The 23,429-nt window shown below is 72.5% G+C and carries 21 protein-coding genes; 8 read left to right on the top strand and 13 right to left on the bottom strand.

The window, feature by feature from the left end:
* Nucleotides 1-64: 64 nt before the first annotated feature.
* The 4 genes from ACGFW6_RS31810 to ACGFW6_RS31795 form a co-directional block, all read right to left on the bottom strand.
* Entirely contained in the window at nucleotides 65-541 is a 477-nt protein-coding gene (locus ACGFW6_RS31810; protein WP_393517547.1) for an excalibur calcium-binding domain-containing protein, read from the bottom strand.
* 85 nt (nucleotides 542-626) lie between these two features.
* Entirely contained in the window at nucleotides 627-1,784 is a 1,158-nt protein-coding gene (locus tag ACGFW6_RS31805) for an alkaline phosphatase PhoX (RefSeq protein WP_393517544.1), read from the bottom strand.
* A gap of 228 nt (nucleotides 1,785-2,012) precedes the next feature.
* Nucleotides 2,013-3,500 (bottom strand): sensor histidine kinase, encoded by a 1,488-nt coding sequence (locus ACGFW6_RS31800; protein WP_393517541.1) that lies wholly within the window; start codon nucleotides 3,498-3,500, stop codon nucleotides 2,013-2,015.
* Complete coding sequence (locus tag ACGFW6_RS31795; protein WP_393517538.1) at nucleotides 3,497-4,453, bottom strand: response regulator transcription factor; 957 nt, start codon at nucleotides 4,451-4,453, stop codon at nucleotides 3,497-3,499. The genes ACGFW6_RS31800 and ACGFW6_RS31795 overlap by 4 nt, the downstream gene beginning before the upstream one ends.
* 192 nt (nucleotides 4,454-4,645) lie before the next feature.
* Here ACGFW6_RS31795 and ACGFW6_RS31790 point away from each other — a divergent pair, with 192 nt between their 5' ends.
* The 3 genes from ACGFW6_RS31790 to ACGFW6_RS31780 all read left to right on the top strand — a co-directional run bounded on the left by ACGFW6_RS31790 (nucleotide 4,646) and on the right by ACGFW6_RS31780 (nucleotide 7,524).
* Nucleotides 4,646-5,251, top strand: coding sequence for a carbonic anhydrase (locus ACGFW6_RS31790; RefSeq protein ID WP_393517535.1), 606 nt, complete (start codon nucleotides 4,646-4,648; stop codon nucleotides 5,249-5,251).
* A complete protein-coding gene (locus tag ACGFW6_RS31785; protein ID WP_393517532.1) occupies nucleotides 5,248-7,008 on the top strand; it encodes a SulP family inorganic anion transporter in 1,761 nt (586 codons plus the stop codon). Before ACGFW6_RS31790 ends, ACGFW6_RS31785 begins: the two co-directional genes overlap by 4 nt.
* An 84-nt stretch (nucleotides 7,009-7,092) precedes the next feature.
* Nucleotides 7,093-7,524, top strand: a complete 432-nt coding sequence (locus tag ACGFW6_RS31780; RefSeq protein WP_393517529.1) for an excalibur calcium-binding domain-containing protein — start codon at nucleotides 7,093-7,095, stop codon at nucleotides 7,522-7,524.
* 66 nt (nucleotides 7,525-7,590) lie between these two features.
* On the opposite strand, the gene ACGFW6_RS31775 is transcribed toward ACGFW6_RS31780, so the two are convergent.
* The 5 genes from ACGFW6_RS31775 to ACGFW6_RS31755 all read right to left on the bottom strand — a co-directional run bounded on the left by ACGFW6_RS31775 (nucleotide 7,591) and on the right by ACGFW6_RS31755 (nucleotide 13,238).
* Nucleotides 7,591-8,376 carry an SDR family NAD(P)-dependent oxidoreductase gene (locus ACGFW6_RS31775; RefSeq protein WP_393517526.1) on the bottom strand — a complete coding sequence of 262 codons (786 nt, stop codon included), beginning with the start codon at nucleotides 8,374-8,376 and terminating at the stop codon, nucleotides 7,591-7,593.
* Nucleotides 8,377-8,453: 77 nt separating this feature from the next.
* Nucleotides 8,454-9,038: a TetR/AcrR family transcriptional regulator gene (locus ACGFW6_RS31770; protein WP_393517523.1), complete on the bottom strand. Its 585-nt coding sequence runs from the start codon at nucleotides 9,036-9,038 to the stop codon at nucleotides 8,454-8,456.
* A gap of 46 nt (nucleotides 9,039-9,084) precedes the next feature.
* Nucleotides 9,085-9,435: a nitrite reductase small subunit NirD gene (nirD, locus tag ACGFW6_RS31765; RefSeq protein ID WP_393517520.1), complete on the bottom strand. Its 351-nt coding sequence runs from the start codon at nucleotides 9,433-9,435 to the stop codon at nucleotides 9,085-9,087.
* A complete protein-coding gene (gene nirB, locus ACGFW6_RS31760) occupies nucleotides 9,432-12,026 on the bottom strand; it encodes a nitrite reductase large subunit NirB (protein WP_393517517.1) in 2,595 nt (864 codons plus the stop codon). Before nirB ends, nirD begins: the two co-directional genes overlap by 4 nt.
* Nucleotides 12,027-13,238, bottom strand: a complete 1,212-nt coding sequence (locus tag ACGFW6_RS31755) for an NAD(P)/FAD-dependent oxidoreductase (protein ID WP_393517514.1) — start codon at nucleotides 13,236-13,238, stop codon at nucleotides 12,027-12,029.
* Between the two features lie 264 nt (nucleotides 13,239-13,502).
* Between ACGFW6_RS31755 and ACGFW6_RS31750 the strand changes: the two genes are divergently transcribed.
* From ACGFW6_RS31750 to ACGFW6_RS31735, 4 genes are all read left to right on the top strand, one after another.
* On the top strand, nucleotides 13,503-14,033 hold the full coding sequence (locus ACGFW6_RS31750; protein ID WP_393517511.1) for a hypothetical protein: 531 nt from the start codon (nucleotides 13,503-13,505) through the stop codon (nucleotides 14,031-14,033).
* 10 nt (nucleotides 14,034-14,043) lie between these two features.
* Nucleotides 14,044-15,324: a sensor histidine kinase gene (locus tag ACGFW6_RS31745; protein WP_393517508.1), complete on the top strand. Its 1,281-nt coding sequence runs from the start codon at nucleotides 14,044-14,046 to the stop codon at nucleotides 15,322-15,324.
* A 42-nt stretch (nucleotides 15,325-15,366) separates the two neighbouring features.
* On the top strand, nucleotides 15,367-16,017 hold the full coding sequence (locus tag ACGFW6_RS31740) for a LuxR C-terminal-related transcriptional regulator (RefSeq protein ID WP_393517505.1): 651 nt from the start codon (nucleotides 15,367-15,369) through the stop codon (nucleotides 16,015-16,017).
* A gap of 74 nt (nucleotides 16,018-16,091) precedes the next feature.
* Nucleotides 16,092-16,874, top strand: coding sequence for a sulfite exporter TauE/SafE family protein (locus ACGFW6_RS31735; RefSeq protein ID WP_393517502.1), 783 nt, complete (start codon nucleotides 16,092-16,094; stop codon nucleotides 16,872-16,874).
* Nucleotides 16,875-16,884: 10 nt separating this feature from the next.
* On the opposite strand, the gene ACGFW6_RS31730 is transcribed toward ACGFW6_RS31735, so the two are convergent.
* The 3 genes from ACGFW6_RS31730 to ACGFW6_RS31720 all read right to left on the bottom strand — a co-directional run bounded on the left by ACGFW6_RS31730 (nucleotide 16,885) and on the right by ACGFW6_RS31720 (nucleotide 20,289).
* The gene (locus tag ACGFW6_RS31730; protein ID WP_393517499.1) at nucleotides 16,885-17,553 is read right to left on the bottom strand and encodes a class F sortase; all 669 of its coding nucleotides are present in this window, start codon (nucleotides 17,551-17,553) and stop codon (nucleotides 16,885-16,887) included.
* 117 nt (nucleotides 17,554-17,670) lie between these two features.
* Complete coding sequence (locus ACGFW6_RS31725) at nucleotides 17,671-18,186, bottom strand: hypothetical protein (protein WP_393517496.1); 516 nt, start codon at nucleotides 18,184-18,186, stop codon at nucleotides 17,671-17,673.
* 456 nt (nucleotides 18,187-18,642) lie between these two features.
* On the bottom strand, nucleotides 18,643-20,289 hold the full coding sequence (locus tag ACGFW6_RS31720) for a M4 family metallopeptidase (RefSeq protein WP_393517493.1): 1,647 nt from the start codon (nucleotides 20,287-20,289) through the stop codon (nucleotides 18,643-18,645).
* Between the two features lie 110 nt (nucleotides 20,290-20,399).
* Here ACGFW6_RS31720 and ACGFW6_RS31715 point away from each other — a divergent pair, with 110 nt between their 5' ends.
* On the top strand, nucleotides 20,400-20,828 hold the full coding sequence (locus tag ACGFW6_RS31715; RefSeq protein WP_393517490.1) for a gamma-glutamylcyclotransferase family protein: 429 nt from the start codon (nucleotides 20,400-20,402) through the stop codon (nucleotides 20,826-20,828).
* A gap of 240 nt (nucleotides 20,829-21,068) precedes the next feature.
* Here ACGFW6_RS31715 and ACGFW6_RS31710 read toward each other — a convergent pair whose 3' ends face one another.
* The gene (locus tag ACGFW6_RS31710; protein ID WP_393517487.1) at nucleotides 21,069-23,288 is read right to left on the bottom strand and encodes a hypothetical protein; all 2,220 of its coding nucleotides are present in this window, start codon (nucleotides 23,286-23,288) and stop codon (nucleotides 21,069-21,071) included.
* Between the last annotated feature and the right edge of the window lie 141 nt (nucleotides 23,289-23,429).

The following is a 23,429-nucleotide window of genomic DNA, read 5'->3' as shown; positions in this document are numbered from 1 at the left end:
ACGACCGACAGCGAGCCGAAGATGCGGCCGTTCATCCGGATACGGGCCGTGCCGTCCCTCCGGCTCAGCTGTCGCAGCCCACCCCGTCGTTGTCGCGGTCCAGGTGGGAGGCGTAGCCCGGTTCGCCTCGGTGGATGGGGGCGGCGCCGGCTGCTCGGGCCTCGGAGCAGTTGGCGTAGTAGACGTCCGTGCCGGAGGAGTCGTCGGCCTCCTCGGTGACGGAGCCGGTGTCCGGCGCGGGGGTGGCGGTGACCGTCGTGGTGACCCTGACCGTCCTGGTGGCGGTCACCGTCGGGGCCGGCTCGGGTTCCGGTGCCGGGGGTGTGATGGTCGCGGTGACGGTGACCGTGGGCTGCGGTGACGCCGACTTGGGCTTCGCCTCGGTGGTCCTGGCGTTCTCGCCGGACGCGCCGCCCGCGGCGATGCCGATGAAGAGGGCCAGGGCGAGTGCGGGCAGGACGTAGCGTTTGCGGGCCCACTTCGGGGCCGGGCGCGGCGGCGACTGCGGCGGCATGGGTGCCGAGGTGTACGGATTGGTCATGTCATCCCCCCACTGGTGGTGCGTGAGGGGATGACCGTATTGCTTCGTGACTGAATGTGGAGATGGTGTGACTGTTTTGTGACCGCTATGCGCGGAAGGGGCCCGTCACCTCGTAGGTGATGCCGCCCGACGAACTGCCGCTCGTCCCGCGCTGGCTGGAGAAGTACAGGCGCCTGCCGTCGGGGGAGAACGCCGGACCGGTGATCTCCGAGCCGGACTGGCCGTCGATCCGCAGGAACGAGGCGACCACGTCGTCCGGGGTGATCACGCAGATCTCCATGTTTCCGCCGTCCTCGGCGACGAACAGGTCTCCGGAGGACGTGCCGGTGATGTTGTCGACACCGGTGAGCGGGGCCGTGCCGTTGACGAGGGAGTCGTCGTACGCCAACTCGTAGGTGTTGTTGGTGAGGTTGAGCTGCCAGACGCGGTTGTCGCCCTTGGTCGTGAACCAGACCGTGTCGTTGGCGTAGTGGCAGCCCTCGCCGCCGTTGAACGACTTGGAGCCGGAGACCTGAGAGCGGGTGGCGGTGGGCGAGCCGTCCGGGTCGGGGACGTTCGCCCAGGTGAAGGAGCCGCTGGTGGCGCTGCCCGCGACCATGACCTGGAGCGTGCCCGCCGACAGGTCGCCCCAGGTGGTGGGGACGAAGCGGTAGAAGCGGCCGTTGGTCTCGTCCTCGGTCAGGTAGACCACCTTGCGCACCGGGTCCGCTGCCGCCGCCTCGTGCTTGAAGCGGCCCATCGCGGCGCGCCGCACCGCGGCGTCGGTGCCCCAGGGGTCGGTCTCGTAGACGTAGCCCAGGGACACCTCCTCGCAGGACAGCCAGGTGTTCCACGGGGTCTTGCCGCCCGCGCAGTTCTGCCGCGTGGACGACAGGATGCGGTACGCCGCCGTGATCGCGCCCGTCGCCGAGAACTTCACCGCGCTCGCGCCGCCGGAGGGGTTGATCTCCGAGTTGGAGACGTAGATCCAGCCGCTGCCGTCCGCGTAACAGGCGCCGCCGTCAGGGGCGTTGTGCCAGGTGTACGACGTCCCGGAGACCGTCTGTCCGGAGCGGGCGATGACCCGGCTGGTGAAGCCGCTGGGGAGTCTGATGCCGTTGGCGTCGGGGGAGCCGAGCGCCCCGTACGGGCCCGTGCCCGGCTGGGCGGGCGCGGCGTACGCGGCGCCGCGCCACAGGGTTCCGCCGAAGACGGCGGCGCCGCCGCCGATGGCGGTCGCACGCAGGAAGGTACGACGTTCCACTTCTGCTCCAAAGGGTGCCGTGACCGGCCCCGCCGCCGGTCGGGGGCGGGGTCGCGCGGTGACGGACGCTAGGGGCGCGGGGTTAAAGCCCCCTGGGGTGCGGGGTGGACGCCCTATGGACAGGCTGTGAAGCGGGTGTGCGGGAGGCGCGGGAGGCCCCGGCACGGCGGGATCACCGCCAACGCCCGTGTGTCCGGGCGGCGTTGCCGGAGCCGCCTTCGGGCGGCGCTACGCCGGCAGTGCCGGGGCCTCCCGGCGGCGCCGGCCACCCCTGACCGGTGGGTGGCCGCCCCCGGCGCTCTGCGGGGGTTCCGCCGACGGCAGCCGGATCACCGCGTCCAGGCCGCCCGAATTCGCCGCGTGCAGGCTCGCCTCGCCGCCGCTCGCGTGGGCGAGGCGCTGGACCAGGGACAGGCCGAGGCCCGTGCCGCCCTTGGGGGCGCCCGGTGCCCGCCAGAACCGGTCGAAGGCGCGGGCGCGCTGCTCCGGGGTCATGCCGGGGCCCTCGTCCGTGATGTGCAGGTCGACCCAGGCGGGCCGGGCGTCCCGCAGGGCGCGCCGGGCCGGGACGTGCAGCCGCAGCTCCATCGTCACGGTGGAGTCGCGCGGGGAGGCGCGCAGGGCGTTGGACAGCAGGTTGTCCACGATCTGCTCGACCCCGCCGGGCACCGCCAGCACCGGCCCCACACTGCCCGCGAACAGCACCAGCGACACCCGTTGCCGCTCGAACAGCGGCTGCCAGGTGCGGTGCCGTTCCGCGCAGACGGCACCGACGTCCACCTGGGCGGGTGTCGCGGAGTCCTCCTCCAGCCGGGCCATCGCCAGCAGCCCCTCGACCATCCGGGAGAGCCGGTCCGTCTCGGTCACGGCGGCGGTGAGGCTGCCCAGGCCACGGTCGGTGACGTTCGGCTCCAGGTTCTCCAGCCGCAGGCGCAGCGCCGCCAGGGGCGTCTTGAGCTGGTGCGAGGCCTCGCCCGCGAACGCCCGCTGGGCGGCGAGGAGATGGGCCAGCCGGGCCGCCGTACGGTTGAACGCGGTGGCCAGCCGGCGCACCTCCGGCGGGCCCTTCGTCATCGTCACCGGCGTGGCCCGCCCGCCCTCGGCCAACTCGTGCGTGGCCCGCTCCAGTTCGCGGATCGGGCGCCCGGTCCAGCGGGCGATGGCGAACCCCACGACGGCGACCGCCGTGAGCACCCCGAGGCCGCCCAGGGCCAGCAGCAGCCAGACGTGATGGACACGTTCGTGCACCGTCCGGGTCGGCACCGTCAGCCACACCGCGCCCTGCAACCCCGTGACGTGCCGGACGGGCGCGGCGACCGAGAGGTACTCGACCCCGCCGATGGTCGACGTGCGCACGTCCACCGTGGAGGTGCCGCGCAGGGCGGCCGCGATACCGGGGCGCGAGGCGAGGTCGGACGACATGACGGCGGCCCGCGGATGCGAGGTGGCGAGCAGAGTGCCCACCGCGTCCACGACCACCACCTTGCCGCCGACGCGCTCGGCGCAGTGCACCACCCGGCGCGGCAGGTCCCGTTCGGCGCGGCCCGCGGTGAGCGACAGCGAGGCGTACGCGGAGACCGACTCGGCCTCGTCCTTCGCCGCGTTCACCACCCGCTCCCGCTCGCTGCGCGAGTACACGAAGCCCAGCGGGATCTCCAGGCACAGCAGCACCAGCGCGGCGAGACTGAGGTAGCTGAGCAGCAGCCGGCGGGTCACGGTGAGGGCACCCGCCGCCCGCCCGGCTCGGTCTGCACCGCGAGCCGGAAGCCGACCCCGCGCAGGGTCTGGATCCACGCCGGGTCGCCCAGCTTGCGCCGCAGCGAGGCGACATGGACGTCCAGCGTCTTGGTCGGACCCTCGTAGTGCGGGTCCCACACCCGGTCCAGGATCTGCTGCCGGGAGTACACCGCGCCCGGATCCTCGGTCAGCAGCGCCAGCAGTTCGAACTCCTTGGGGGTGAGGGTGACGGGGATCTCGCCGACCCAGACCTGACGGGTCCGGCGGTCCACGACCAGCGGGCCGGGCGGGTAGGACGGCCCGGACGGCGGGTCGTCGTACGACGGCGACGGCACCGGCTCGTACGACGGTGCCGCCCCGGGCGGTGCCGCGGAGGGCGCCGCTGCCGCCGCCCGCTCCGCCAGCGCCCCGGCGCGAAGCCGCTCGACCAGCGCCTCGGTACGGCCGCGGTCCGTCGGCGGCTCCCCGCGCACCGGATCCGCCCGGGCCCCCGCGCGCACCGGCTCCGCGACAGCCTCTCCGCGCACCGGCTCCGCGACGGTTTCCCTGCGCAGCGACTCCGTCGCCGTCCCGGCGCGCCGGGTCCGGCGGGTCACGGCGCGCACCCGTGCCACCAGTTCCCGCATGCTGAACGGCTTCGCGAGATAGTCGTCCGCCCCCAGCTCCAGGCCGAGCACCCGGTCCGCCTCCTCACCCCGCGCACTCAGGATGATGACCGGCACGTCCGAGACCCGCCGGATGCCCCGGCACACGTCGATGCCGTCCATGTCCGGCAACCCGAGGTCCAGCAGGACGACATCGCCGTACGCGCTTCCCAGTCCCTCCGCCCCGGTGGTCACGTGATCAACCGTCAGCCCGAAGTGACCCAATCCCTCGACGAGCGGTTCGGCGATCGTCTCGTCGTCCTCGATGAGCAGCACTCGTATGCCCATGCGTCCTGTCTCTCCGTGAATTTGCATTCTCTGCCCTGACGTCCACACGCTACAAGAAACAAGCGCTTGCGGGGCATTGCGACAAAGAATGTCCCCTTACTGGACGGGCTCTGGCCTTTACTTAACCTTCCTCTGGTGCGGCCTCCTCTACGGTGCTGTGAAGTGGTTGAACTCGCAGCTCAGGAGGCATCGTTGAAGGCATTGCTGGACCGTGCCCGCTCGTTCGGGCGCAGGGTCGATTTCGAGAGCGCCGAATACCGGAAGCTGGCCGACGGGCAATATCCCGAGGCGCTCTTCATTACCTGCTCGGACTCGCGCGTCATCCCCGCGCTGATTACCGGCGCGCGGCCGGGAGAGATATTCGAGCTGCGTAACGCGGGCAATATCGTGCCGCCGTACGGCAGCCCCGGCGCGTCCGGGGAGGCCGCCACCATCGAGTACGCACTGGAGGTGCTCGGGGTTCAGGACATCGTCGTGTGCGGTCACTCACACTGCGGCGCGATGGGTGCCCTGAAGTCCGGCGACGACCTGACCGCGCTGCCGGGCGTGGACGCCTGGCTCCAACTGGCCCGCCCCGAACTGGCGCCGGTCCTCACCGCCGCCTCCGACGACCCCTCCCTGCCGGACGTGGCGCAGGGCAACGTCGTCAACCAGCTCGCCGTACTGCGCACCTATCCGGTGGTGCGGCAGCGGCTGGACGGGGGGCGGCTGCGGCTGCACGGCTGGTACTACGAGGTCCACACCGGGCGGGTGCACGAGCTGGAGGGCGACGGCCGGTTCCGGGTGCATACCGGATGAGCGGGGCACACGCGCGCGGGCGGACGCGCGGCAAGGGGGGTGCGGCGCCGGTCGGGGCCGGGAGCGAGCGGCCGGCGGGGACCTCGGGAGCGCGGTCGGCGAGGACCAGGGGTGAGCGGCCGGCGAAGGCCGGGGGTGCTCGGCCCGGCCTCGCCAACGAGATCACCGCCTCCCTGGTCGTCTTCCTGGTCGCCCTGCCGCTGTGCATCGGCGTCGCGGTGGCCTCCGGGGTCCCCGCCGAACTCGGCATCATCTCCGGCGTGATCGGCGGCCTGGTCGTCGGCGCGGTCCGGGGCAGCACGCTCCAGGTCAGCGGGCCGGCCGCCGGGCTCGCCGCGCTGGTCGCGGAGACGGTGCTGGAGCACGGCCTGGCGATGCTCGGCGTGATCGTCCTGTTCTCCGGCATCCTCCAGATCGTCCTGGGCGTCGTACGCCTCGGGCGGATGTTCCAGGCGATCTCCCTGGCCGTGGTCCAGGGCATGCTGGCCGGCATCGGCCTGCCGCTGATGTTCAGTCAGGCCTATCCGATGGCCGATGCCAGGGCGCCCGGAACGCCGGTGGAGAACATGGCCGGGATCCCGGGCCTGTTCGCCGACATCCTCACCGACCCGCAGGCGATGATCGCCACGCTGCTCGGCGTCGCCACCATCGTGCTGAGTTTCCTGTGGAAGAAGGTGCCGGGCCCGGCGAAGCGGATCCCGGCCGCGCTGGTCGCCGTCGGCGTCGGCATCATGGTGGCCGCGCTGCCCGGCGTGGACGTGAAGACGCTCCAGGTCGGCAACCTCCTGGCGTCGGTACGGGTGCCGGGGGCCGAGGAGTTCGCGGGAGTGGCGGACGCGGCGGTCATCACGTCGATCCTCACCTTCACGGTGATCGCCTCCGCGGAGAGCCTGTTCACCGCGGCCGCCGTGGACCGTATGCACAGCGGCCCGCGCACCCGCTACAACACCGAGCTCATCGCCCAGGGCGCCGGGAACACCGTCGCCGGGATCCTCGGCGCCCTCCCGATCACCGCGGTCGTGGCCCGCAGCTCGGCCAACGTCCAGGCCGGCGCCAGGACCCGGATCTCCCGCACCCTGCACGGCCTGTGGCTGCTGGCCTTCGCGCTGCTGCTGCCGCAGGTCCTGGCGCTGATCCCGATCTCGGTGCTCGCGGGCGTCCTCGTGCACAGCGGCTGGAAGCTGTTCGCGCCGGAGGAGTTCCCGAAGATGTGGCGCCAGGACCGGGGCGAGTTCGTGGTGATGACGGTGACGACACTGGTCATCGTCGCGACCGCGCTGCTGGAGGGCGTCCTGATCGGGCTCGCGGCCGGGATCGTGCTGGCCGCCCTGCGCATGTCGCGGACGGTGATCCGGCAGCACGTCGAGGAGGACACCGCGAAGGTCGTCATGGCCGGCAACGCGACGTTCCTGCGGCTGCCGCAGGTCATCGAGGCGCTGGAGGGCGCGGCGGCCTCGGGCAGGCCCCGTATCCGTCTGGACCTCACCGGGGTGACGCATCTGGACCACGCCTGCCGCAGCCAGGTGGAGGAGTTCACGGCGCAGCAGCGGGGGTCGGGCCTGCGCGTGGAACTGCTGATGCCGGGACCGGCGAAGGCGGACGTACCGGTCACCACGGGGCCCGCCCCGCGGCCGGCGCCGGCTCCCGGCCCGGACGCCGAGTGGTTCTACCTGGACACGGGACGGCTGGCCGGCGGCGACCGGGCGGACCCCTCGGACATCCATGCGGAGAGCTACCGTCCGGTCACGTCACGTTAGCGTCACGGGTCCTTCATAACTCCGCCGCACCAGAGGCCCCTGGCTACGTTCGTCACCTCGTGAACCACCAGGGAAGGACTCCCCGTGAACCTGCTTCGCAAGCCCGGCGCCATCGTCGTCGCCGCGCTGGCGCTGGCCGCACTGCCGTCCACCGCCGCCGCCCATGACGGTGCCCACCCGTTCAAGAACTGCTCCGAGGCGTACGCCAACGGGTACTCCGACATCCCCGCGAACGACGAGCACTACGGCACCCACCTGGACCGGGACGGCGACGGCCTCGGCTGCGACAACCCGCCGGCCGACTTCGTCCCGGCGGAGCAGGGATCGGTGGGGGAGGGATCGGCGGAGGAAGGTGCCGCGCAGGAGGGCGCCGCCTCCGGCGAGGAGCAGAGCGGCACCGATCTCGCCGCGACCGGTGGCGACGACAGCACCGCGTACCTGGCGGCGGGCGGCGCGGCGCTGCTCGCCGGGGGCGGGGTGCTGCTGGTGGCGCACCGGCGGCGCGCGCACCGCTGACCCTCGCGCGACGGCGAGCAGAGCTGCCCCGGCCGACGGGCCCGCGGGCTCGTGCGTGCCCCGGACTCAGGCCGTCGCCCCGCTGTCCACCACCAGGTCCGTGCCCACCACCGAAGCCGCGTCGTCCGAGGCGAGATAGAGGACGGCCGTGGCCACCTCGTCCGTCCTCGAGATGCGGCCGAGGGGGAGGGTGGTCCGGGCGCGGGCCGCGCGGGCGGCGTCGTCCTCGCCGGGGCGCAGCGACATCGGGGTCTGAACGGCGCCGGGGCTGACCGCGTTGATACGGACCCCGTCGCGGATGTGGTCGAGGGCGGCACCCCGGGTGAGCACGGAGACGGCGGCCTTGGAGGCGGAGTAGGCGGCTGCGCCGGGGGTGCGGGTGTGGACGCCGAAGGTGGAGGCGATGTTGACGATCGCGCCGCCCGTCGGCTGGGTGCTCATCTGCCGGATCTCGGCGCGCAGGGCGAGGGAGACGCCCGTGACGTTGATGTCGAGCTGGGTGCGCCAGTCCTCCTCGGAGAGTTCGGCCAGCGGGGCGCCGCCCCGGAAGACGCCCGCGTTGTTCACGGCGACGTCCAGGGAGCCGAAGAACTCGACGGCGGTGGCCACCGCGGCCGCTACGTCCGCCGCGCGCGCGACGTCCGCGGTCACCGCCCGCGCCTTGCCGCCCGCCGCCTCGATCAGCGCCGCCGTCTCCTCCAGCCGCTCCCGCCGGCGCCCCACCGCGACGACGTTCGCCCCCTCCGTCGCGAGCGCGAGCGCCACGGCCCGTCCGATGCCCGAACCGGCGCCGGTGACCAGGGCGGTCCGGTCCGTGAAGCGGGTTCCGCGGTGCGATGCGGTGGTGGTCATGGTCTCCCCAGTTTCTTGAACGATCGGTTCAGTATCGGTGCAGAAAAAGAGAGCACCCCGATCGGGGTGCTCGCACCTCAGTCCAGCAGGGCCAGCGCCTGCTCCGCCGCGTCCCGCACCCGCGCCGGGTCGGACGACGCCTTGCCGACCACGCGCAGCCCTTGGAGCAGGACCAGCAGCATCCGGGCCAGGGTGAGCGGGTCGCGCCCGGCGGGCAGTTCGCCCTGTGCCTGCGCGCGGACCAGCGCCGAGTGCAGGACCGTCTCCAGCTGGTCCCAGTTGCGCTCGACGTGCCGGGCCGCGGCCGGGTCGTGCGGGCCGAGTTCCGCCGCGGTGTTGGTGATCATGCAGCCGTTCAGGCGCAGTTCGGCGTCCGTGGCCTCCGTCGCGTACCGTCGTACGAGGCTTCGTACGGCCGGCAGGGCGGGGCCCGGCTGGGACAGCTCCCGCACGATCGGCGGGAGCCCGGCCCGGTCGTAGCGCTCCAGCGCCTTCAGGTACAGCTCGTGCTTGTTGCCGAAGGTCGCGTACAGGCTCGCCCGTCCGATGCCGAGGTGCTCGACGAGGTCGGACATCGACGTCGCCTCGTAGCCGCGCCGCCAGAACAGCTCCAGGGCTGCCTGCAGCGCGGCCTCGGGGTCGAATTCCTTGGTCCTGGCCACGTGTCTCAGCCTAGATCGATCGAGAACGACCGGTCAAGAAAGTTTCCTATGCCGCCCGTACCTCGTACGTCGTGATCCGCACCGACTCGTCGTCCAGGCACTGCCCGGTCTCCAGGTCGAACCGCTGCTTGAGCAGGGGCGAGGCGACGAACGGGCGGCCCTGGTGGGTGCCGGTCAGGCCGCGGGAGAGGACCGCCGCGCCACCGAACGGGTCGCGGTTGTCGATCGCGTACAGCTGCCCGGCGCGGTCGCGGAACAGGGCCACCTGGCCGCCGTCCGGCAGCAGGGCCGCGACCCCGCGGCCCGGGAGCAGCCGGGTCAGGTCGCAGACCGTCAACCAGTCCTCGTCCAGCCGTACTTGGATCTTCAGGTCGGTCGTCTCGGGTGCCAGGGTCATCGCTGGGCGCTTCCTTCCAGGGGACGGTGGCCGATGGTCAGCAGCGGCAGGTCGGGCTTGATCTGGTCGCGCTCGGGCACGAAGCCGACGACCGGGTCGGGGGTGTCGGGGGCGTTGACGAAGGAGACGAAGCGGGCGAGCTTCTCCGGGTCGTTGATCGTCTCCGACCACTCGTCGCGGTAGTTCGCGACGTGGGCCGCCATCAGCGTCTCCAGCTCTTCGCAGATGCCGAGGGAGTCCTCGACGACCACGTCACGGACGTGGTCCAGGCCGCCGGGGATCCGCTCCAGCCACACGCTCGTACGCTCCAGGCGGTCCGCGGTGCGGATGTAGAACATCAGGAAGCGGTCGATCAGCCGGATCAGCTCGGCGTCGGACAGGTCCTGAGCGAGGAGGTCCGCGTGGCGCGGGGTCGCGCCGCCGTTGCCGCCGACGTAGAGGTTCCAGCCGCCCGCGGTGGCGATCACGCCGAAGTCCTTCGACTGGGCCTCCGCGCACTCGCGCTGGCAGCCGGAGACCGCCGACTTCAGCTTGTGCGGCGAGCGCAGGCCCCGGTAGCGCAGCTCCAGGTCGATCGCCATGCGGACCGAGTCCTGGACGCCGTAGCGGCACCAGGTCTGGCCCACGCAGGACTTCACGGTGCGCAGCGACTTGCCGTACGCGTGTCCCGACTCGAAGCCCGCGTCCACCAACCGCGCCCAGATCAGCGGCAGTTGTTCGACGCGCGCGCCGAACATGTCGATCCGCTGGCCGCCGGTGATCTTCGTGTAGAGGCCGAAGTCCCGGGCGATCTCGCCGATCACGATCAGCCCCTCGGGGGTGATCTCACCGCCGGCGATCCGCGGGACGACGGAGTACGAGCCGTTCTTCTGGATGTTGGCGAGGAAGTGGTCGTTGCTGTCCTGCAGGGCCGCCTGCTCGCCGTCCAGGACGTAGCCGCTCGCGCCGATCGTCGGGGCGAGGGAGGCGATGATCGAGCCGATGGTCGGCTTGCAGATCTCGCAGCCGTCGCCGCCCCGGGCGCCGTCGCGGCCGTAGCGGTCCAGGAGGTCCTGGTAGGTGTTGATGCGCAGGGCGAGGACGATCTCGTAGAGCTCCTCGCGGGTCTGCGCGAAGCAGCCGCACAGGCCCTTGTCGACCTCGACGCCGGACGCCTCCAGCTCGGCGGTGACGAGCTGACCGAGGACCTTGACGCAACTGCCGCACGTCGTACCGGCCTTGGTGCACTTCTTCACTTCCGGCACGGTCGTGCACTGATGGTCGGTGACCGCGCCGCGGATCGTGCCCTTGGTGACGTTGTTGCAGGAGCAGATGATCGCGTCGTCCGGCAGCGCGGCCGGGCCGAGCTGGGCGGGCGCCCCGGCCCCGGCCGGCAGCACCAGCGACTCGGGCGAGACCGGCGGCACCGAGCCGGTGAAGGCCTTCAGCGTCCCGTACGCCTCCGCGTCGCCGACCAGGATGCCGCCCAGCAGCGTGCCGTCGCGGCCGATGACCAGCTTCTTGTACAGCCCGGCGCGGGAGTCGGAGTAGACGACGTCCAGGCAGTCCTCGGTGGCACCGTGCGCGTCACCGAAGGACGCCACGTCCACGCCGAGCAGCTTCAGCTTGGTGGACAGGTCGGCGCCGGTGAAGGACGCCTCGTCGGCGGCGATGGTTGCGGCGGCCGTCTCGGCCTGTTCGTAGCCGGGGGCCACCAGGCCGTACACCCGGCCGTCGGCGGCCAGCGCGCACTCGCCGATCGCGAAGACGTGCGCGTCGGCGACCGTACGGCACTGCTCGTCGACCGTGATGCCGCCGCGCTCGCCGACGGTGAGGCCGCAGTCGCGGGCGAGTTGGTCCCTCGGCCGGACACCGGCGCTGAACACCACCAGGTCGGTGGCGAGTTCGGAGCCGTCGGACAGCTTCATGCCGGTGACGGCGCCGGTGTCGTCGACCACGATCTCCTGGGTGCCGACGCCCGTGTGCACGCTCAGACCCATGTCCTCGATGGTGCGCAGCAGGGCCGCGCCGCCGCCCTCGTCGACCTGGACGGGCATCAGCCGCGGTGCGAACTCCACGATGTGGGAGGTCAGTCCGAGACCCTTCAGCGCACCGGCCGCCTCCAGGCCGAGCAGCCCGCCGCCGACCACGGCACCGGTCGTACGGGTCCTCGCGTACTCCTCGATCGCGAGCAGGTCGTCGATCGTGCGGTAGACGAAGCAGCCCTCGGCGTCCTTGTTCGGGACCGGCGGCACGAAGGGGTAGGAGCCGGTGGCGAGGACGAGGACGTCGTACGCGAAGACCTGGCCCGACCTCGCGGTGACCTGACGGGCCTCGCGGTCGATCGTGTCGGCCGGGTCGCCGACGTACAGCTCGATGCCGTGGTCCTTGATGAACTCCAGGTCGGTCATCGACAGCTCCTCGGGCGTCCGGCCCGAGAAGTACGAGGTGAGCGCCACGCGGTCGTACGCCGGGCGCGGCTCCTCGCACAGCACGACCACGCGGTGCGTGGCGGTCAGGCCGCGCTCGGCCAGCGCTTCGAGGAAGCGCTGGCCGACCATGCCGTGGCCGACGAGCACGATCGTGGGGGTGGCCCCCGGGGTGGCGGTCATTCAGGAGCCTCCATCGTTGGTGAGCAGGTGGAGCAGGGGGGCGTCGTCGGGGAGCTGCTCCGCTCCCTCCCAGGCGCGGGCGAGCGCGCCGACGGTGCCGAGTTCGCCGACGAGGACCCCGCCGACCAGGCGGTCGTCACGGACGACGACCTTGCGGTAGGTGCCGCGGGTGGCGTCGGTCAGCTGCACGACGTCGTCGCCGGGCAGGGCTTCGGTCTCGCCGAACGCGGCGAGGTCGAAGAAGCCCTCACCGGCCAGCGTCAGCCGGGTCAGCGAACGGGTGCCGGTGTAGCGGGCGGTGCCGTCCCCGGCCAGCGACTCGGCGAGGACGTCGGCCTGTTCGAGCGCGGGCGCCGCCAGTCCGTACACCGTGCCGTCGTGCTGCGCGCAGTCGCCGACGGCCCGGATGTGCGGGTCGGACGTACGGAGTTCGTCGTCGACGAGGACGCCCTTGTGCACGGCGAGCCCCGCGGCCTTCGCGAGCCCCGCGCGCGGATGGACGCCGCAGGCCAGAACCACGAGGTCGGCGTCGAGGGCGTATCCGTCGGCCATCTCCACCGAGCGGACCGCACCGCCGACGCAGCGCACGTCCCGTACGCGCAGATCGGTGTGGACCTCGACGCCGAGACCGGCCAGATGCCGCCGGACCAGCCGCGAGGCGGCCGGGTCGAGTTGACGCTCCATCAGCCGCTCGGACTGCTGGGCGAGCATGACCTGAGCGCCGCGCAGCGCCAGCGCGCGGGCCGCGGAGACCCCGAGGAGCCCGCCGCCGATCACGACCGCCCGCACCCCCGGCCGCACCGCCTTGGACAGGCCCAGGCAGTCGTCCATCGTGCGGAAGGCGTGGACGCCCTCCGGCAGTTCGTGGTCGGGCCCGAACAGTCCGCGCAGCGGCGGCAGCACCGGGTTGGAGCCGGTCGCCAGCACCAGCGTGTCGTATGCGATCTCCGACCCGTCCGCGAGATGTACGGCTCGCATCTCGCGGTCGATGCCGGTGACCCGGCCCCGGGTCAGCTCCGCGGGCGCCGGCAGGGCGATCACGTCGGGGCTGTACCGCCCGGCCAGCACCTCGGCGAGCAGGACCCGGTTGTACGGGCGGTGCTCCTCGTCGCCGACGAGCGTCACGGGCGTGCCCAGCTCGCCGAGCCGCCGGGCGAGCCGTACGCCCGCGAGGCCGGCGCCGATCACCACCACACGCGTATTCGAGGTCATGCAAAGGAGCGTGCGGTGCCGGTGTTTCCCGACCGCATCACGTCTGTTTCCCACGAGGAACGCTGCCCTCAGCGAGGCACGGGGGCGGGTGTGAGGGTTCGGCGGGCACGGCGGGGGCGGGCTGTGAGGGCGGGGCCACGCGGGAGCGCCGGGGGTGGGGTGAACCGTACCCCCGGTCTCCGTGCAGCCCCCCTCGCCCACGACCCGGGCGGACGGGAGGGTGGAGGCATCGGCTTATTGCGCAGCTCAAGTCAGGGGGAACGCGTGAGGGACCTCGTTCGCAGGACGCCGGCTCCGGACCCGGGAACGGGACCGGCGGGCCGCGACACCGCCGCCGTGTGGGTGTGGCGCCTCGTGCGCGAGCCGTTCACCGCGGAGACCTGGCGGCGGACGGCGTACGCGGTCACCGCCCTCCCGGTGGGAGTGGTGTGTGTCCCGCTGGCCCTCGCCGGGCTGCCGGCCGGACGCTGGCAGCGCGAGCTCGCCCGCCGGCTGCTCGGCGCCGAGATCACCGGCGGCCGCCGCGCCGGGCTGCTGCACGCCCTGGGCGCGCTGCCGCTCAACCTCATCACCGCCCTCGTCACGCTGTACGGCTGGTCGCTGGTGCCGATGAACCTGGGCTGGCCCCTGCGCGCGGGCGGCGAGGCCACCGACGCGTGGGGCGGGCCGACGTTCGCCGGGGCCTGGGCCTTCCACGCGATCGTGGGCGGGCTCGGCTTCCTGCTGCTCATGCCGGGCGTGGTCCGCGGGCTGACCGGGCTCCAGCTCCGGTGGGCCCGTACGGCCCTCGCCTAGGTTGGCCGTCGTGAACCGCCTTCGCTCCCTCGCCGCCGCCACCTTCGGCCGCCGTGCCCTGGCCGCCGTGCTGTACGCGGTCATCGCCTTCCCGCTGGCGCTGATCGGCTTCGTACTGGTCCTGGTCGGGTTGGCGCTGGGCGGAGTGCTCTCCGTGACCACACTCGGGCTGTGGCTGATCGCCGGGACCGTGCGCGGGGCCCTGGCGCTGGGCGCGGTGCAGCGGGGCCTGGCCCGCGGCCTGCTCGGCGTGGAGATCGAGCCGCCCACCCCGCCGGGCGGCGCAGGGGTGCTGGGGCGGCGGCGGGCGCTGCTCGGGGAGCGGGTGGGCTGGCGGGCCGTGGCCTGCGCGCTGTCGACCCCGTTCACCGCGGTACTCGGACTGGTGGCCGTCCTCGCCGGATACGTGTACGGCGTCCTGTTCACCCTGCACCCGCTGCTCAAGCACCTGAACAACCGGACCGTCCACCATGCCGACGGCTCGCGGACCAGGGTGTCGCTGGAGTTCTTCGGGTACCAGGTCGACACCTGGCCGCGCTGGCTGATCCCGGTCGCCGCCGGACTGCTGCTGCTCGCTCTCGCCCCCGCCCTCCTGCGGCACGCCCTCACCCCGCACCGTCTGCTGCTGACGGCGCTGCTCGGCCCGAGCGCCGCCGACCGCAGGATCCGCGCCCTGGAGGAGACCCGCGCGCACGCCGTCGAGGACGCCGCCGCCACCCTGCGCCGGATCGAGCGCGACCTGCACGACGGCACCCAGGCCCGGCTCGTCGGCCTCGCCATGCATCTGACCGTGATCCATGAACTGGTCACCTCCGACGCCGACCGCCGCCGGGTCCTTGCCGCCGTCGACACCGCCCGCTCCAACGCCACCCAGGCCATCGCCGACCTGCGCCACCTGGTCAAGGGCATCCACCCGCCCGTACTGGACGAGGGCCTGCCCGCGGCCCTCGCCACCCTCGCCGCCGACAGCGCCCTCGGCGTCGACGTCACCACCGACATCCGCACCCGCCCCACCCCGGCCGTCGAGTCCATCGCCTACTTCTGCGCCGCCGAACTCCTCGCCAACGCCACCAAGCACAGCGGCGCCGACACGGCCACGGTGACCGTCACCGCCCACGGCGGCCCGCTGCGCCTGCGCGTCGCCGACGACGGACGCGGCGGCGCGGTGATCGGCGCGGGCTCCGGACTCACCGGGCTGCTGGCCCGCGTGCGCACGGTCGACGGCACCCTCACCTGCGACAGCCCGCCGGGAGGGCCTACGGTGGTCACCGTCGAGCTGCCCTGCGCCTGACTCGGCCTCACGGACCGCCCGCCGACCGCCGATCGGAGCCGCATGCGCGTCGTCATCGCCGAGGACTCCGCCATCCTGCGCGACGGGCTCGTGCAACTCCTGCAGCTCAGGGACGTCGAGGTCGCCGCCGCCGTGTCCGACGCGGAGGCGCTCCTGGCCGCCGTCGCCGCACACGCCCCCGATGTCGCGGTCGTCGACATCAGGCTGCCGCCCACCCAGAGCGACGAGGGGGTACGGGCGGCCCTCAGGCTGCGGCGCGAGCACCCCGGACTGGGGATCCTGCTCTTCTCGCAGTACGTCGAGACCGCGCACGCCGGCCGGCTGCTCTCCGACCCCGCCGGGTTCGGGTACCTGCTGAAGGAACGGGTCGTCGACATCGGGGAGTTCGTGGGCGCGCTGGAGCGGGTCGCGGCCGGCGGCACCGCGCTGGACCCCGAGGTCGTCGCCCAGCTCTTCGGCGCGAGCCGGCGCGCCAACGCCCTGGACGCGCTCACGCCCCGCGAGCGCGAGGTGCTCGCCCTGATGGCGGAGGGCCGCACGAACCACGCCGTCGCGACCGCGCTCACGATCTCCGAGCGGGCCGTGGAGAAGCACATCGCGAACCTCTTCACCAAGCTCGACCTGCCGCCCTCGGAGACGGGACACCGCCGGGTGCTGGCGGTGCTCAGGTACCTGGAGGACTCGCGCGCCTGACCGGGGCCCCGCGAACCTCAGATGCTCCTCAGGTACATGGACGGTGCACACATCCGCCGCCTAGGGTCGCGATCATGCCCGACATATCCCTGACCACGGTCGTCGTCCTGTGCCTCGCGGCCCTCGCGGCCGGCTGGATCGACGCCGTGGTCGGCGGCGGCGGACTGCTGCTGCTCCCCGCCCTGCTGCTCGGCCTCCCGGCGAGCACCCCGGCCGCCTACGCGCTCGGCACCAACAAGGCGGTCGCGATCGTCGGCACGACGGGCGCCGCGGTGACGTACGCCCGCAAGGCACCGGTGGACGTCCGCCTCGCCGTGCGCATCGGCCTCGCCGCGCTCGCCGGCTCCTCCGGGGGCGCCTTCTTCGCGGCCGGGATGAGCACCGAGGTGCTCAAGCCCGTGATCATGGTGGTGCTGCTGGGCGTGGCCGCCTTCGTGATCCTGCGGCCCGCCTTCGGCACGGCCCCGGCGACCGGCCCGGCCTCGCCGCGCCGGATCCTCGCGGCGATCGGCCTCGCGGGCCTGGGCATCGGCTTCTACGACGGCCTGATCGGCCCCGGCACCGGGACGTTTCTGGTCCTCGCCCTGACCGCCGTGCTCCACCTCGACCTCGTCACCGCCTCCGCGACCGCGAAGATCGTCAACTGCTGCACCAACGCCGGCGCGCTCGCCACCTTCGCCTGGCAGGGCACGGTCCTGTGGCAACTGGCCGCGGTGATGGCCGTGTTCAACCTCGCGGGCGGCACCCTGGGAGCCCGCACGGCCCTGAAGAAGGGCAGCGGATTCGTCCGGGTCGTGCTGCTGACGGTGGTGTTCTCCCTGGTGGTGAAGCTGGCGTACGAGCAGTGGCCGGCCTAGGCGGGCCCGCTCAGCGGCTGCCCGTCAGATGCGCGAACACCACCACGTTGCCCCGGTAGCCGGTCGTCCGTGAGTAGCCGCCGCCGCAGGTGATCACCCGCAGTTCGGGCCGGGCCGCCGGGCCGTACACCTTCTCGTCGGGGAAGGCCCTCGCGTCGTACACCTCGACGGCGTCGACGGTGAACAGGGCGGTGCCGCCGTCGCGGCGGCCGACCTCGATCGTGCTGCCCTTGCGCAGGGCGCCGAGGCGGTAGAAGACCGCGGGCCCGTCGGCGTTGTCGACATGGCCGGCGACGATCGCGGTGCCCGTCTCACCGGGCGTGGTGCCGGCCTCGTACCAGCCGGCGAGGTTCTCCCGGTCTGCGGGCGGGACGTCGAGGCTGCCGTTCCGCGTCAGGCCGAGCCCCATGACAGGGGCGTCGACGCGGATCGACGGTATGCGTATGCGGTCGGGCGGGGAGGGCGCGAGCGCGAGGGCGGCGGCGTGCAGCGGGTCGCGCGGGCCGGTGCGCGGGCCGCCGCTCCCGAGGTCCGGCGAGGCGGTCCCGGCCTGCGCGGCCGACGGCTGCGGCGGGGCGTGGCGCTCGCCGCCGTGGTGCAGCTGCCAGGCGCCGGTGCACAGGGCGAGGGCGGTGACGGCGGCTATCGCGGCGTCACCGGCGCTCCTTCGTCCGCGCACGTGAGCCTCCCGTGACTCTCCTAGGGCCACCCGTTCCCCCTCCGGGCCGCGAGGGGCGTCGGACCCGGAGGGGGAGGGGACGTGCGGTACCGGCGGACGGACAGCGGAGGGTGTCCGTCAGATCCCGTCGCCTCTCGCCCGGCGATGCAGGAGCCAGGTACCGCCCGCGGCGGCGACGGCGAGAGCCGCCACGCCTGCCGCGGTCTGTACGGGATCGCGGTCAAGAGCGCCGCCGACCCCCGTCTTCACACTTCCTCTCGGATGCACCTGCTGTCCGCTCGCCGGCGTCAGCGTGACCACCAGATCGCCCGCGATCCGCCTGCCGCCGTCGGCGCAGGTCGCGACGATCTCGTAGGTCCCCGGCTGCGCGCTCGGCGGCACCCGGAACCGGCCCGTCGCCCGCCGCTCGTGCGGTGCCAGCGTGAACGCGCCGGCGCCGACCGCGCTGGCGTCGCCCGCCGCACCGCCGTCCCGGCACGCGGACGTGTCCACCGCCACCTGCTCGCCCGGATCGACCGACGCCGGGCGCAGCACCAGGCCGTCCGCGTCGGCGCCATGCGCGGGCGCGACGAGGGTCGCCAGGGCGCCGACGGCCAGTGCGGTCCCGGTCAGCAGACGGGCGGTACGACGCATCGATGCTCCTCCGAGCGCAAACGGACCCACGGCCCGCGACACCCCCATGTGCCGCCGTCGGCCGGGCCCTGCCCTTCCGAGGAAAGAGCCGCCACGGCGGGCGCGCTTGCCGAGACAGGGCCGCAAGGGGGGTGAACAGACACCGGAAAGGCCCGGCGAGCTGCGCGGCGGGGGCCGTTTCAGCAGGTCACCGGGCCGGTGCGGGGGAGCGCCGGAAGAGAATCGGTTGGGTGGGGCGCCGGGGTGTGAACGGGTGACGCGAGCACCCGGAGGGACCGCCCGGAGGCACCTCGGCCACCGCCTGCCGCCTCACGGACGGACGGCGTACGGCTCCCTCACGGCCGGGCCATTCGGCCGGGCGGGGCCTCGCCGGCCCAGGGGCGCGGGAAACCGCGCGACCGGTGCCCACGACCCGCACCCGGCCACGCGGCTTCCCTCCGGGGCCCGCCCCGAACGTCAGCCCACGTTCACCGCGCTCCACGCGGCGGCCACCGCACGCTCCTCCGCGCTCCCGGCCCCGTACAGATCCTTGGCCGCGGCGAGCGTCGCCGTCCGGGCACCCGCGTACTTCGTCGAGGACGTCATGTAGACGGTCAGTGCCCGGTACCAGATCTTCCCGAGCTTGGCCCGCCCGATCCCGCTCACCGAGGAGCCGTCACAGGTGGGGGAGTCGTAGCTCACCCCGTTGATCGTCTTCGCGCCGCTGCCCTCGGCCAGCAGATACGCGAAGTGGTTGCCGATCCCCGAGGAGTAGTGCACGTCGAGCTGCGCGGTCGACGTGCTCCAGCAGTCCACCGAGACCTTGTCCCTGGACGGCTTGTCCATGTACCGCAGGGCGTTTCGCCCGAGCCCCGAGCGGACGACCTTCTCGCCGATCAGATAGTCCCCGGGGTCGGAGGAGTTGCCCGCGTGGAACTCCACCAGCGACCCGAAGATGTCGGATGTCGCCTCGTTCAGCCCGCCGGACTCGCCCGAGTACGTCAGCGCCGCCGTCTTCGACGTCACGCCGTGCGACATCTCGTGCCCGGCGACGTCCAGGGACACCAGCGGGCCGAGCTGGGTGCCGTCACCGTCGCCGTATGTCATGCAGAAGCAACTGTCGTCCCAGAAGGCGTTGTTGTAGGCGTTGCCGTAGTGCACCCGGTTGAACGAGCCCTTGCCGTCGCCCGCGATGCCGTTGCGGCCGTGGGCGTCGCGGTAGTAGTCCCACGTCGCGTCCGTGCCGTACTGCGCGTCCACCGCGGCCGAGGAGCGGTCGGCCGTCGTACCGGTGCCCCAGTGGTTGTCGGCGTCGGTGAAGACCGTCGCGGGCGCCCGGTTGAGGCAGATGCTCAGGACGCACAGGTCCGTCCTGTTCGCCGCGTCACCCGTGTAAGTGCCGCCGCGCGTCGCGTCCTTGAGCTGGTACGACGACCCCGACGCCGTCGTCTCCAGCGGCACTGTGCCCGAGTACAGCGACCTGCCGTCACCGGATGCCGTCTCGATGCTGTCCCACGCGTCGATCTGCCTGCCGGTGCCGGCGTCGGTGAGCACGGTCCGGGCCACGGGGTTGCCGAGGGAGTCCTCGGCGACCGCGTCGGTCCGCCAGGCCAGCTTCGGGGCGCCGTGCAGGGCGTCGACGACCAGCTCGGGCCGGGAGGTGAGCCTCTTCAGCGTCTCGCCCACGTTCACGGCGCGCAGCGCGCTCGCGGCGAGGTCGGCGGCCCTCGGGCCCGAGACCTCGGGCGACACGCTCTTCACGGAGATCGTGCTCGCGACGGCGCGGGAGGCGCCTCGGTAGGTGCCGTCCTTCTTCAGATGCACGACGAAGTCGCCGCCGAGAACGGGGAGTCGGTGATACGTCCGGTCGTAGCGGACATGCTGTGCGCCGTCCGAGTCCACCACCACGTCCCGCACACGGGTGTCCTGTGCGGCCGTCAGCCCCAGACTCCCCGCGACATCGGACAGCACGGAGGCCGCGTTCTCCACGGCGTCGGCCCTGCTCGGCGGTTCGTCCGCGTCGGCGGTGGGGGTGAGGACGGCGGCCAGCAGGCCGGCGACGGCGACTGCGGCGCCCGCGGTGGCCGGACGGGAACCTCGGACGTGCGACCGTATTCGGCTCATCGGTCTCCTTGAACTGGGCGGCTCGGAAGCTGACCTTGATTCAAGGGGGCATGAACATGGCGTGGCCAGGGTGAATACGTGCAGGTGTGTGAGAGGAGAGAATCGTTTCCGTGACCCTCTCTCCTCGACTCCCGTTCTTCGTCTACGGCACCCTGCGGCCCGGTGAGCTCAACCACGACCCATTCCTGCGGGGGCGCGTGCGCGCGGAGGAACCGGCGCGGATGGAGGGGGCGGTGCTGTACGACGGGCCGGGCTATCCCTACGTCGTCGAGGACGTGCGCGGCGGTGCCGCCGTCCACGGAGATCTGGTCACCGCGCGGCCCGAGGAGTACGCCGCGCTACTGGCTGCCCTCGACCTGCTGGAGGAGTACACGCCGGGGGACCCACGGAACCTGTACGAGCGCGTCGCCCGAGAGGTGCTCCGCGAGGCGGACGGAACTGCCGTGCGGGCATGGGTGTACGTGGCCGCTCCGGCTGTCGCGGCCCGGTTGAGGGCCCGGGGCGCGCCGATCGCGAGCGGCGACTGGGGTCGGCGTTGACGTGGCCTGCGCCCCTCGCATGCTGTGCGTCCACAGCGGTCAGCTCACCGTCACATCGGCCATGGCGGTGAGCATGCTGCGAGGGACGCGGCTGATCAGATCGAACAGGGCGTCCTGCTAGTCGCGGACTGGGTGAACACGGTCAAGGGGGCGTAGCCGTCACCGCACGCAAGACCATGCGGAGGGCGGCGGCCGCCTGGCCGCCGCCCGTGCTGTCGGAGGGGGAGGGGTGGGACAAGGCTACCGACGGGTGGTCTCTTCCTTGGTCCGTTCGGCCTGCGACCGGATGTCCCGCATGACGTGGGGATTGAGGTTCTTGCGGTCGAAGATCTCCACCATCTCGTCCATCACCTCTGCCGCCCGTTGCGGATTCCCCGCTCTGGCCTCCACCCGTGCCAGCCGCCGCATCACCTGGCCGAGAGTGATGTTGTCGACGCCCTCGTCACCGGCCGAGGATTCCACCACCTTGCTGAGCTGCCCGATGCCCTCCTCTGTGTTGGCGGGACGGATGCGGAGCTTCTTGGCGGGGGTGAGGTCCTTGAAGTCCCTTGAGACGCCGAAGCCCTTGACCATGCGGGGGTAGACGGCGAGCGGGTGCTCGGGGTGGCGGTCCAGCACCTGGTCGAGGGCCCGGTTCCCGGACTCGAGACTCTCGGCGCGGGAGCCGAGCAGGTAGAAGAGCGTGCCCTGCTCATCGCCGGACATCATCAACTCGGCGACATCCTCGTCGGCCTCGGTGAGCGGCCTGCGGACAGTGAGCCGGTGGACGTCGGAGAGCACCCGCGAACCGTCCGATGCGTGGTACAGGGCACGCAGTTGGTACTGGCCGGACTGCTGGAAGTAGAAGCCGTCCTTGCCGTAACCGATGTAGGCACTGTCGTAGACCGCCGGCCGGTCGGCGTCCAGGACCGTCCGGTCCTCGTGGTCGACGCAGCGGATCAGTGGCGGCCTGTAGATCCTGGTCTCGCCCGAGGGGGTGCGGATGGCGACGGTGACGAAGCCGTCGTTGGGGTGCAGTCGGCCATGTGTGCTGCGGCCGCGCACGTCGGTGGTGGACAGCTTGATCTCGACCACGACCGGCTCGCCGAACCGGAACGTTCCGTTGGACCGCAGTTCCAGGGCGAGGCCCGAGTTGTCGACGACCGGGTCGTCGAAGAGGTCCACGTCGACCTCGGCCGCACCGACACCGAACGGGTTGCCGCCCATGATCACGTCCCGGTAGAAGCCGTGCCGCAGATGCACGAGTTCATTGTCGGTGAACTGGAAGGGGAACGCGGCCCAGTAGGCGGCCGTGCCACCCGGCGCCGGGGGCGGGGGCTGGAAGTCCTGCACGTAGTTCATCCAGGACAAATCCCCGAGGCCGCCGTTGGGCCCGAGCGGCTGGGGCGGTTCGGCCAGGTTCTTCTCCCACGAGTGCAGCAGGTTGAAGGCGTGACCGAGTTCGTGGACGTACGTGCGCAACTGCGCACGCCGGCTGACCGGGTCCTCGCCCTTGATCTTGTCGTAGAACACCGCGAAGCCCTGTCTCTGAAAGGCCCCGCCCGCGTCGAACATGATGCCCCGGACGGTGTCTTTGACATGCGAGGTGGCCACCATCTGCCATGCCTGCCACCGGGTGGCGTCCCGCCAGAGGCTGAAATGGTTGACCATGGCGTTGTGCAACTCCGCGTCGCTCCACCGTGCGTCGGCGCCCGCGGCACCGGCGGGGACGACATCGGGAGCCCCGGCGATCTGCACCTCGATCCCCGCCTCCGCGTACGCGGCGGGGATGGTCAGGACACGTGCCGGGCTCGACGGCGGCTGCGGCAGGGACCCGGTGTCGTACGAGACGAACGGGACGGTCCCTGCCACGGAGTCCTGTTCGAGCTGGATGCTGCGGAAGTGCGGCGAGACGAACGCGCACAGGTAACTCGCGCTGGGGCTCCCGCCGTCGGTGGAGAACTGCACGGTGGCCTCGCCCGGGGTGGGTGCCACGGCCGTACCCCGGACAATGCTCACCTCCACGTGCGAGGACAGGACGGGGAAGCTGAACCTCCCCGTTCCGGTGAGCTTCACCAGACCCTCGGTGAGAGTGGTGGTGAGCGTCTCCACGACGAAGGAACCGACGTAATTCGTGGTGGCCCCGCTGATCTGGAAGAAGTCTCCGCTGATCCGCATCAGCGGCCGCGGGCCGTCCACGTCCACTCGCAGTTCGAGCTGTGTTCCGGCTCCCGCGCTGCGGAAGCGCCCACTGACCGTGGTCGGTACGGCCTCATCGGCCGATCGCGACACGGCCTGCGCCTCGAGTCGCGCCATGCGAGCCCTGAGCTGGGCCATCTCCTCGGCCTCCGGCTCCGCGTGCGTGGCCTCCGCGACACCGCTCTGCTCAGCCCCATGAGGCAGCGTCAGCCCTTCGAGATCGTTTCTCCTGGCCGGCCGCACCGCCCCGTCCAGCGCTGTGGGGTCCAACATGATCGACATGGGTCCTGCCTCCTTGCCGCGTGTGGTCTCACACGAGCATCGGCAGGGGGTGCGAGAACCACGTGGCCTCGGCGAGCGCCGCTCCCGCGCAGGCCGATGTGTTCGCGCGGGGGGCGGCCCGTCTCCCGCGGCCTGCGGTTG

The sequence above is a fragment of the Streptomyces sp. Y7 genome (genome assembly GCF_043195415.1).
GTDB lineage: Bacteria > Actinomycetota > Actinomycetes > Streptomycetales > Streptomycetaceae > Streptomyces.
This window is presented reverse-complemented; position numbering and strand designations above follow the sequence as displayed.

Coding starts and splice junctions, on each gene's coding strand:
- ACGFW6_RS31810 (WP_393517547.1), bottom strand. CDS start 541: ATGACCAATCCGTACACCTCGGCACCCATGCCGCCGCAGTCGCCGCCG.
- ACGFW6_RS31795 (WP_393517538.1), bottom strand. CDS start 4,453: ATGGGCATACGAGTGCTGCTCATCGAGGACGACGAGACGATCGCCGAA.
- ACGFW6_RS31785 (WP_393517532.1), top strand. CDS start 5,248: ATGAGCGGGGCACACGCGCGCGGGCGGACGCGCGGCAAGGGGGGTGCG.
- ACGFW6_RS31775 (WP_393517526.1), bottom strand. CDS start 8,376: ATGACCACCACCGCATCGCACCGCGGAACCCGCTTCACGGACCGGACC.
- nirD (WP_393517520.1), bottom strand. CDS start 9,435: ATGACCCTGGCACCCGAGACGACCGACCTGAAGATCCAAGTACGGCTG.
- nirB (WP_393517517.1), bottom strand. CDS start 12,026: ATGACCGCCACCCCGGGGGCCACCCCCACGATCGTGCTCGTCGGCCAC.
- ACGFW6_RS31755 (WP_393517514.1), bottom strand. CDS start 13,238: ATGACCTCGAATACGCGTGTGGTGGTGATCGGCGCCGGCCTCGCGGGC.
- ACGFW6_RS31740 (WP_393517505.1), top strand. CDS start 15,367: ATGCGCGTCGTCATCGCCGAGGACTCCGCCATCCTGCGCGACGGGCTC.
- ACGFW6_RS31735 (WP_393517502.1), top strand. CDS start 16,092: ATGCCCGACATATCCCTGACCACGGTCGTCGTCCTGTGCCTCGCGGCC.
- ACGFW6_RS31725 (WP_393517496.1), bottom strand. CDS start 18,186: ATGCGTCGTACCGCCCGTCTGCTGACCGGGACCGCACTGGCCGTCGGC.
- ACGFW6_RS31720 (WP_393517493.1), bottom strand. CDS start 20,289: ATGAGCCGAATACGGTCGCACGTCCGAGGTTCCCGTCCGGCCACCGCG.
- ACGFW6_RS31710 (WP_393517487.1), bottom strand. CDS start 23,288: ATGTCGATCATGTTGGACCCCACAGCGCTGGACGGGGCGGTGCGGCCG.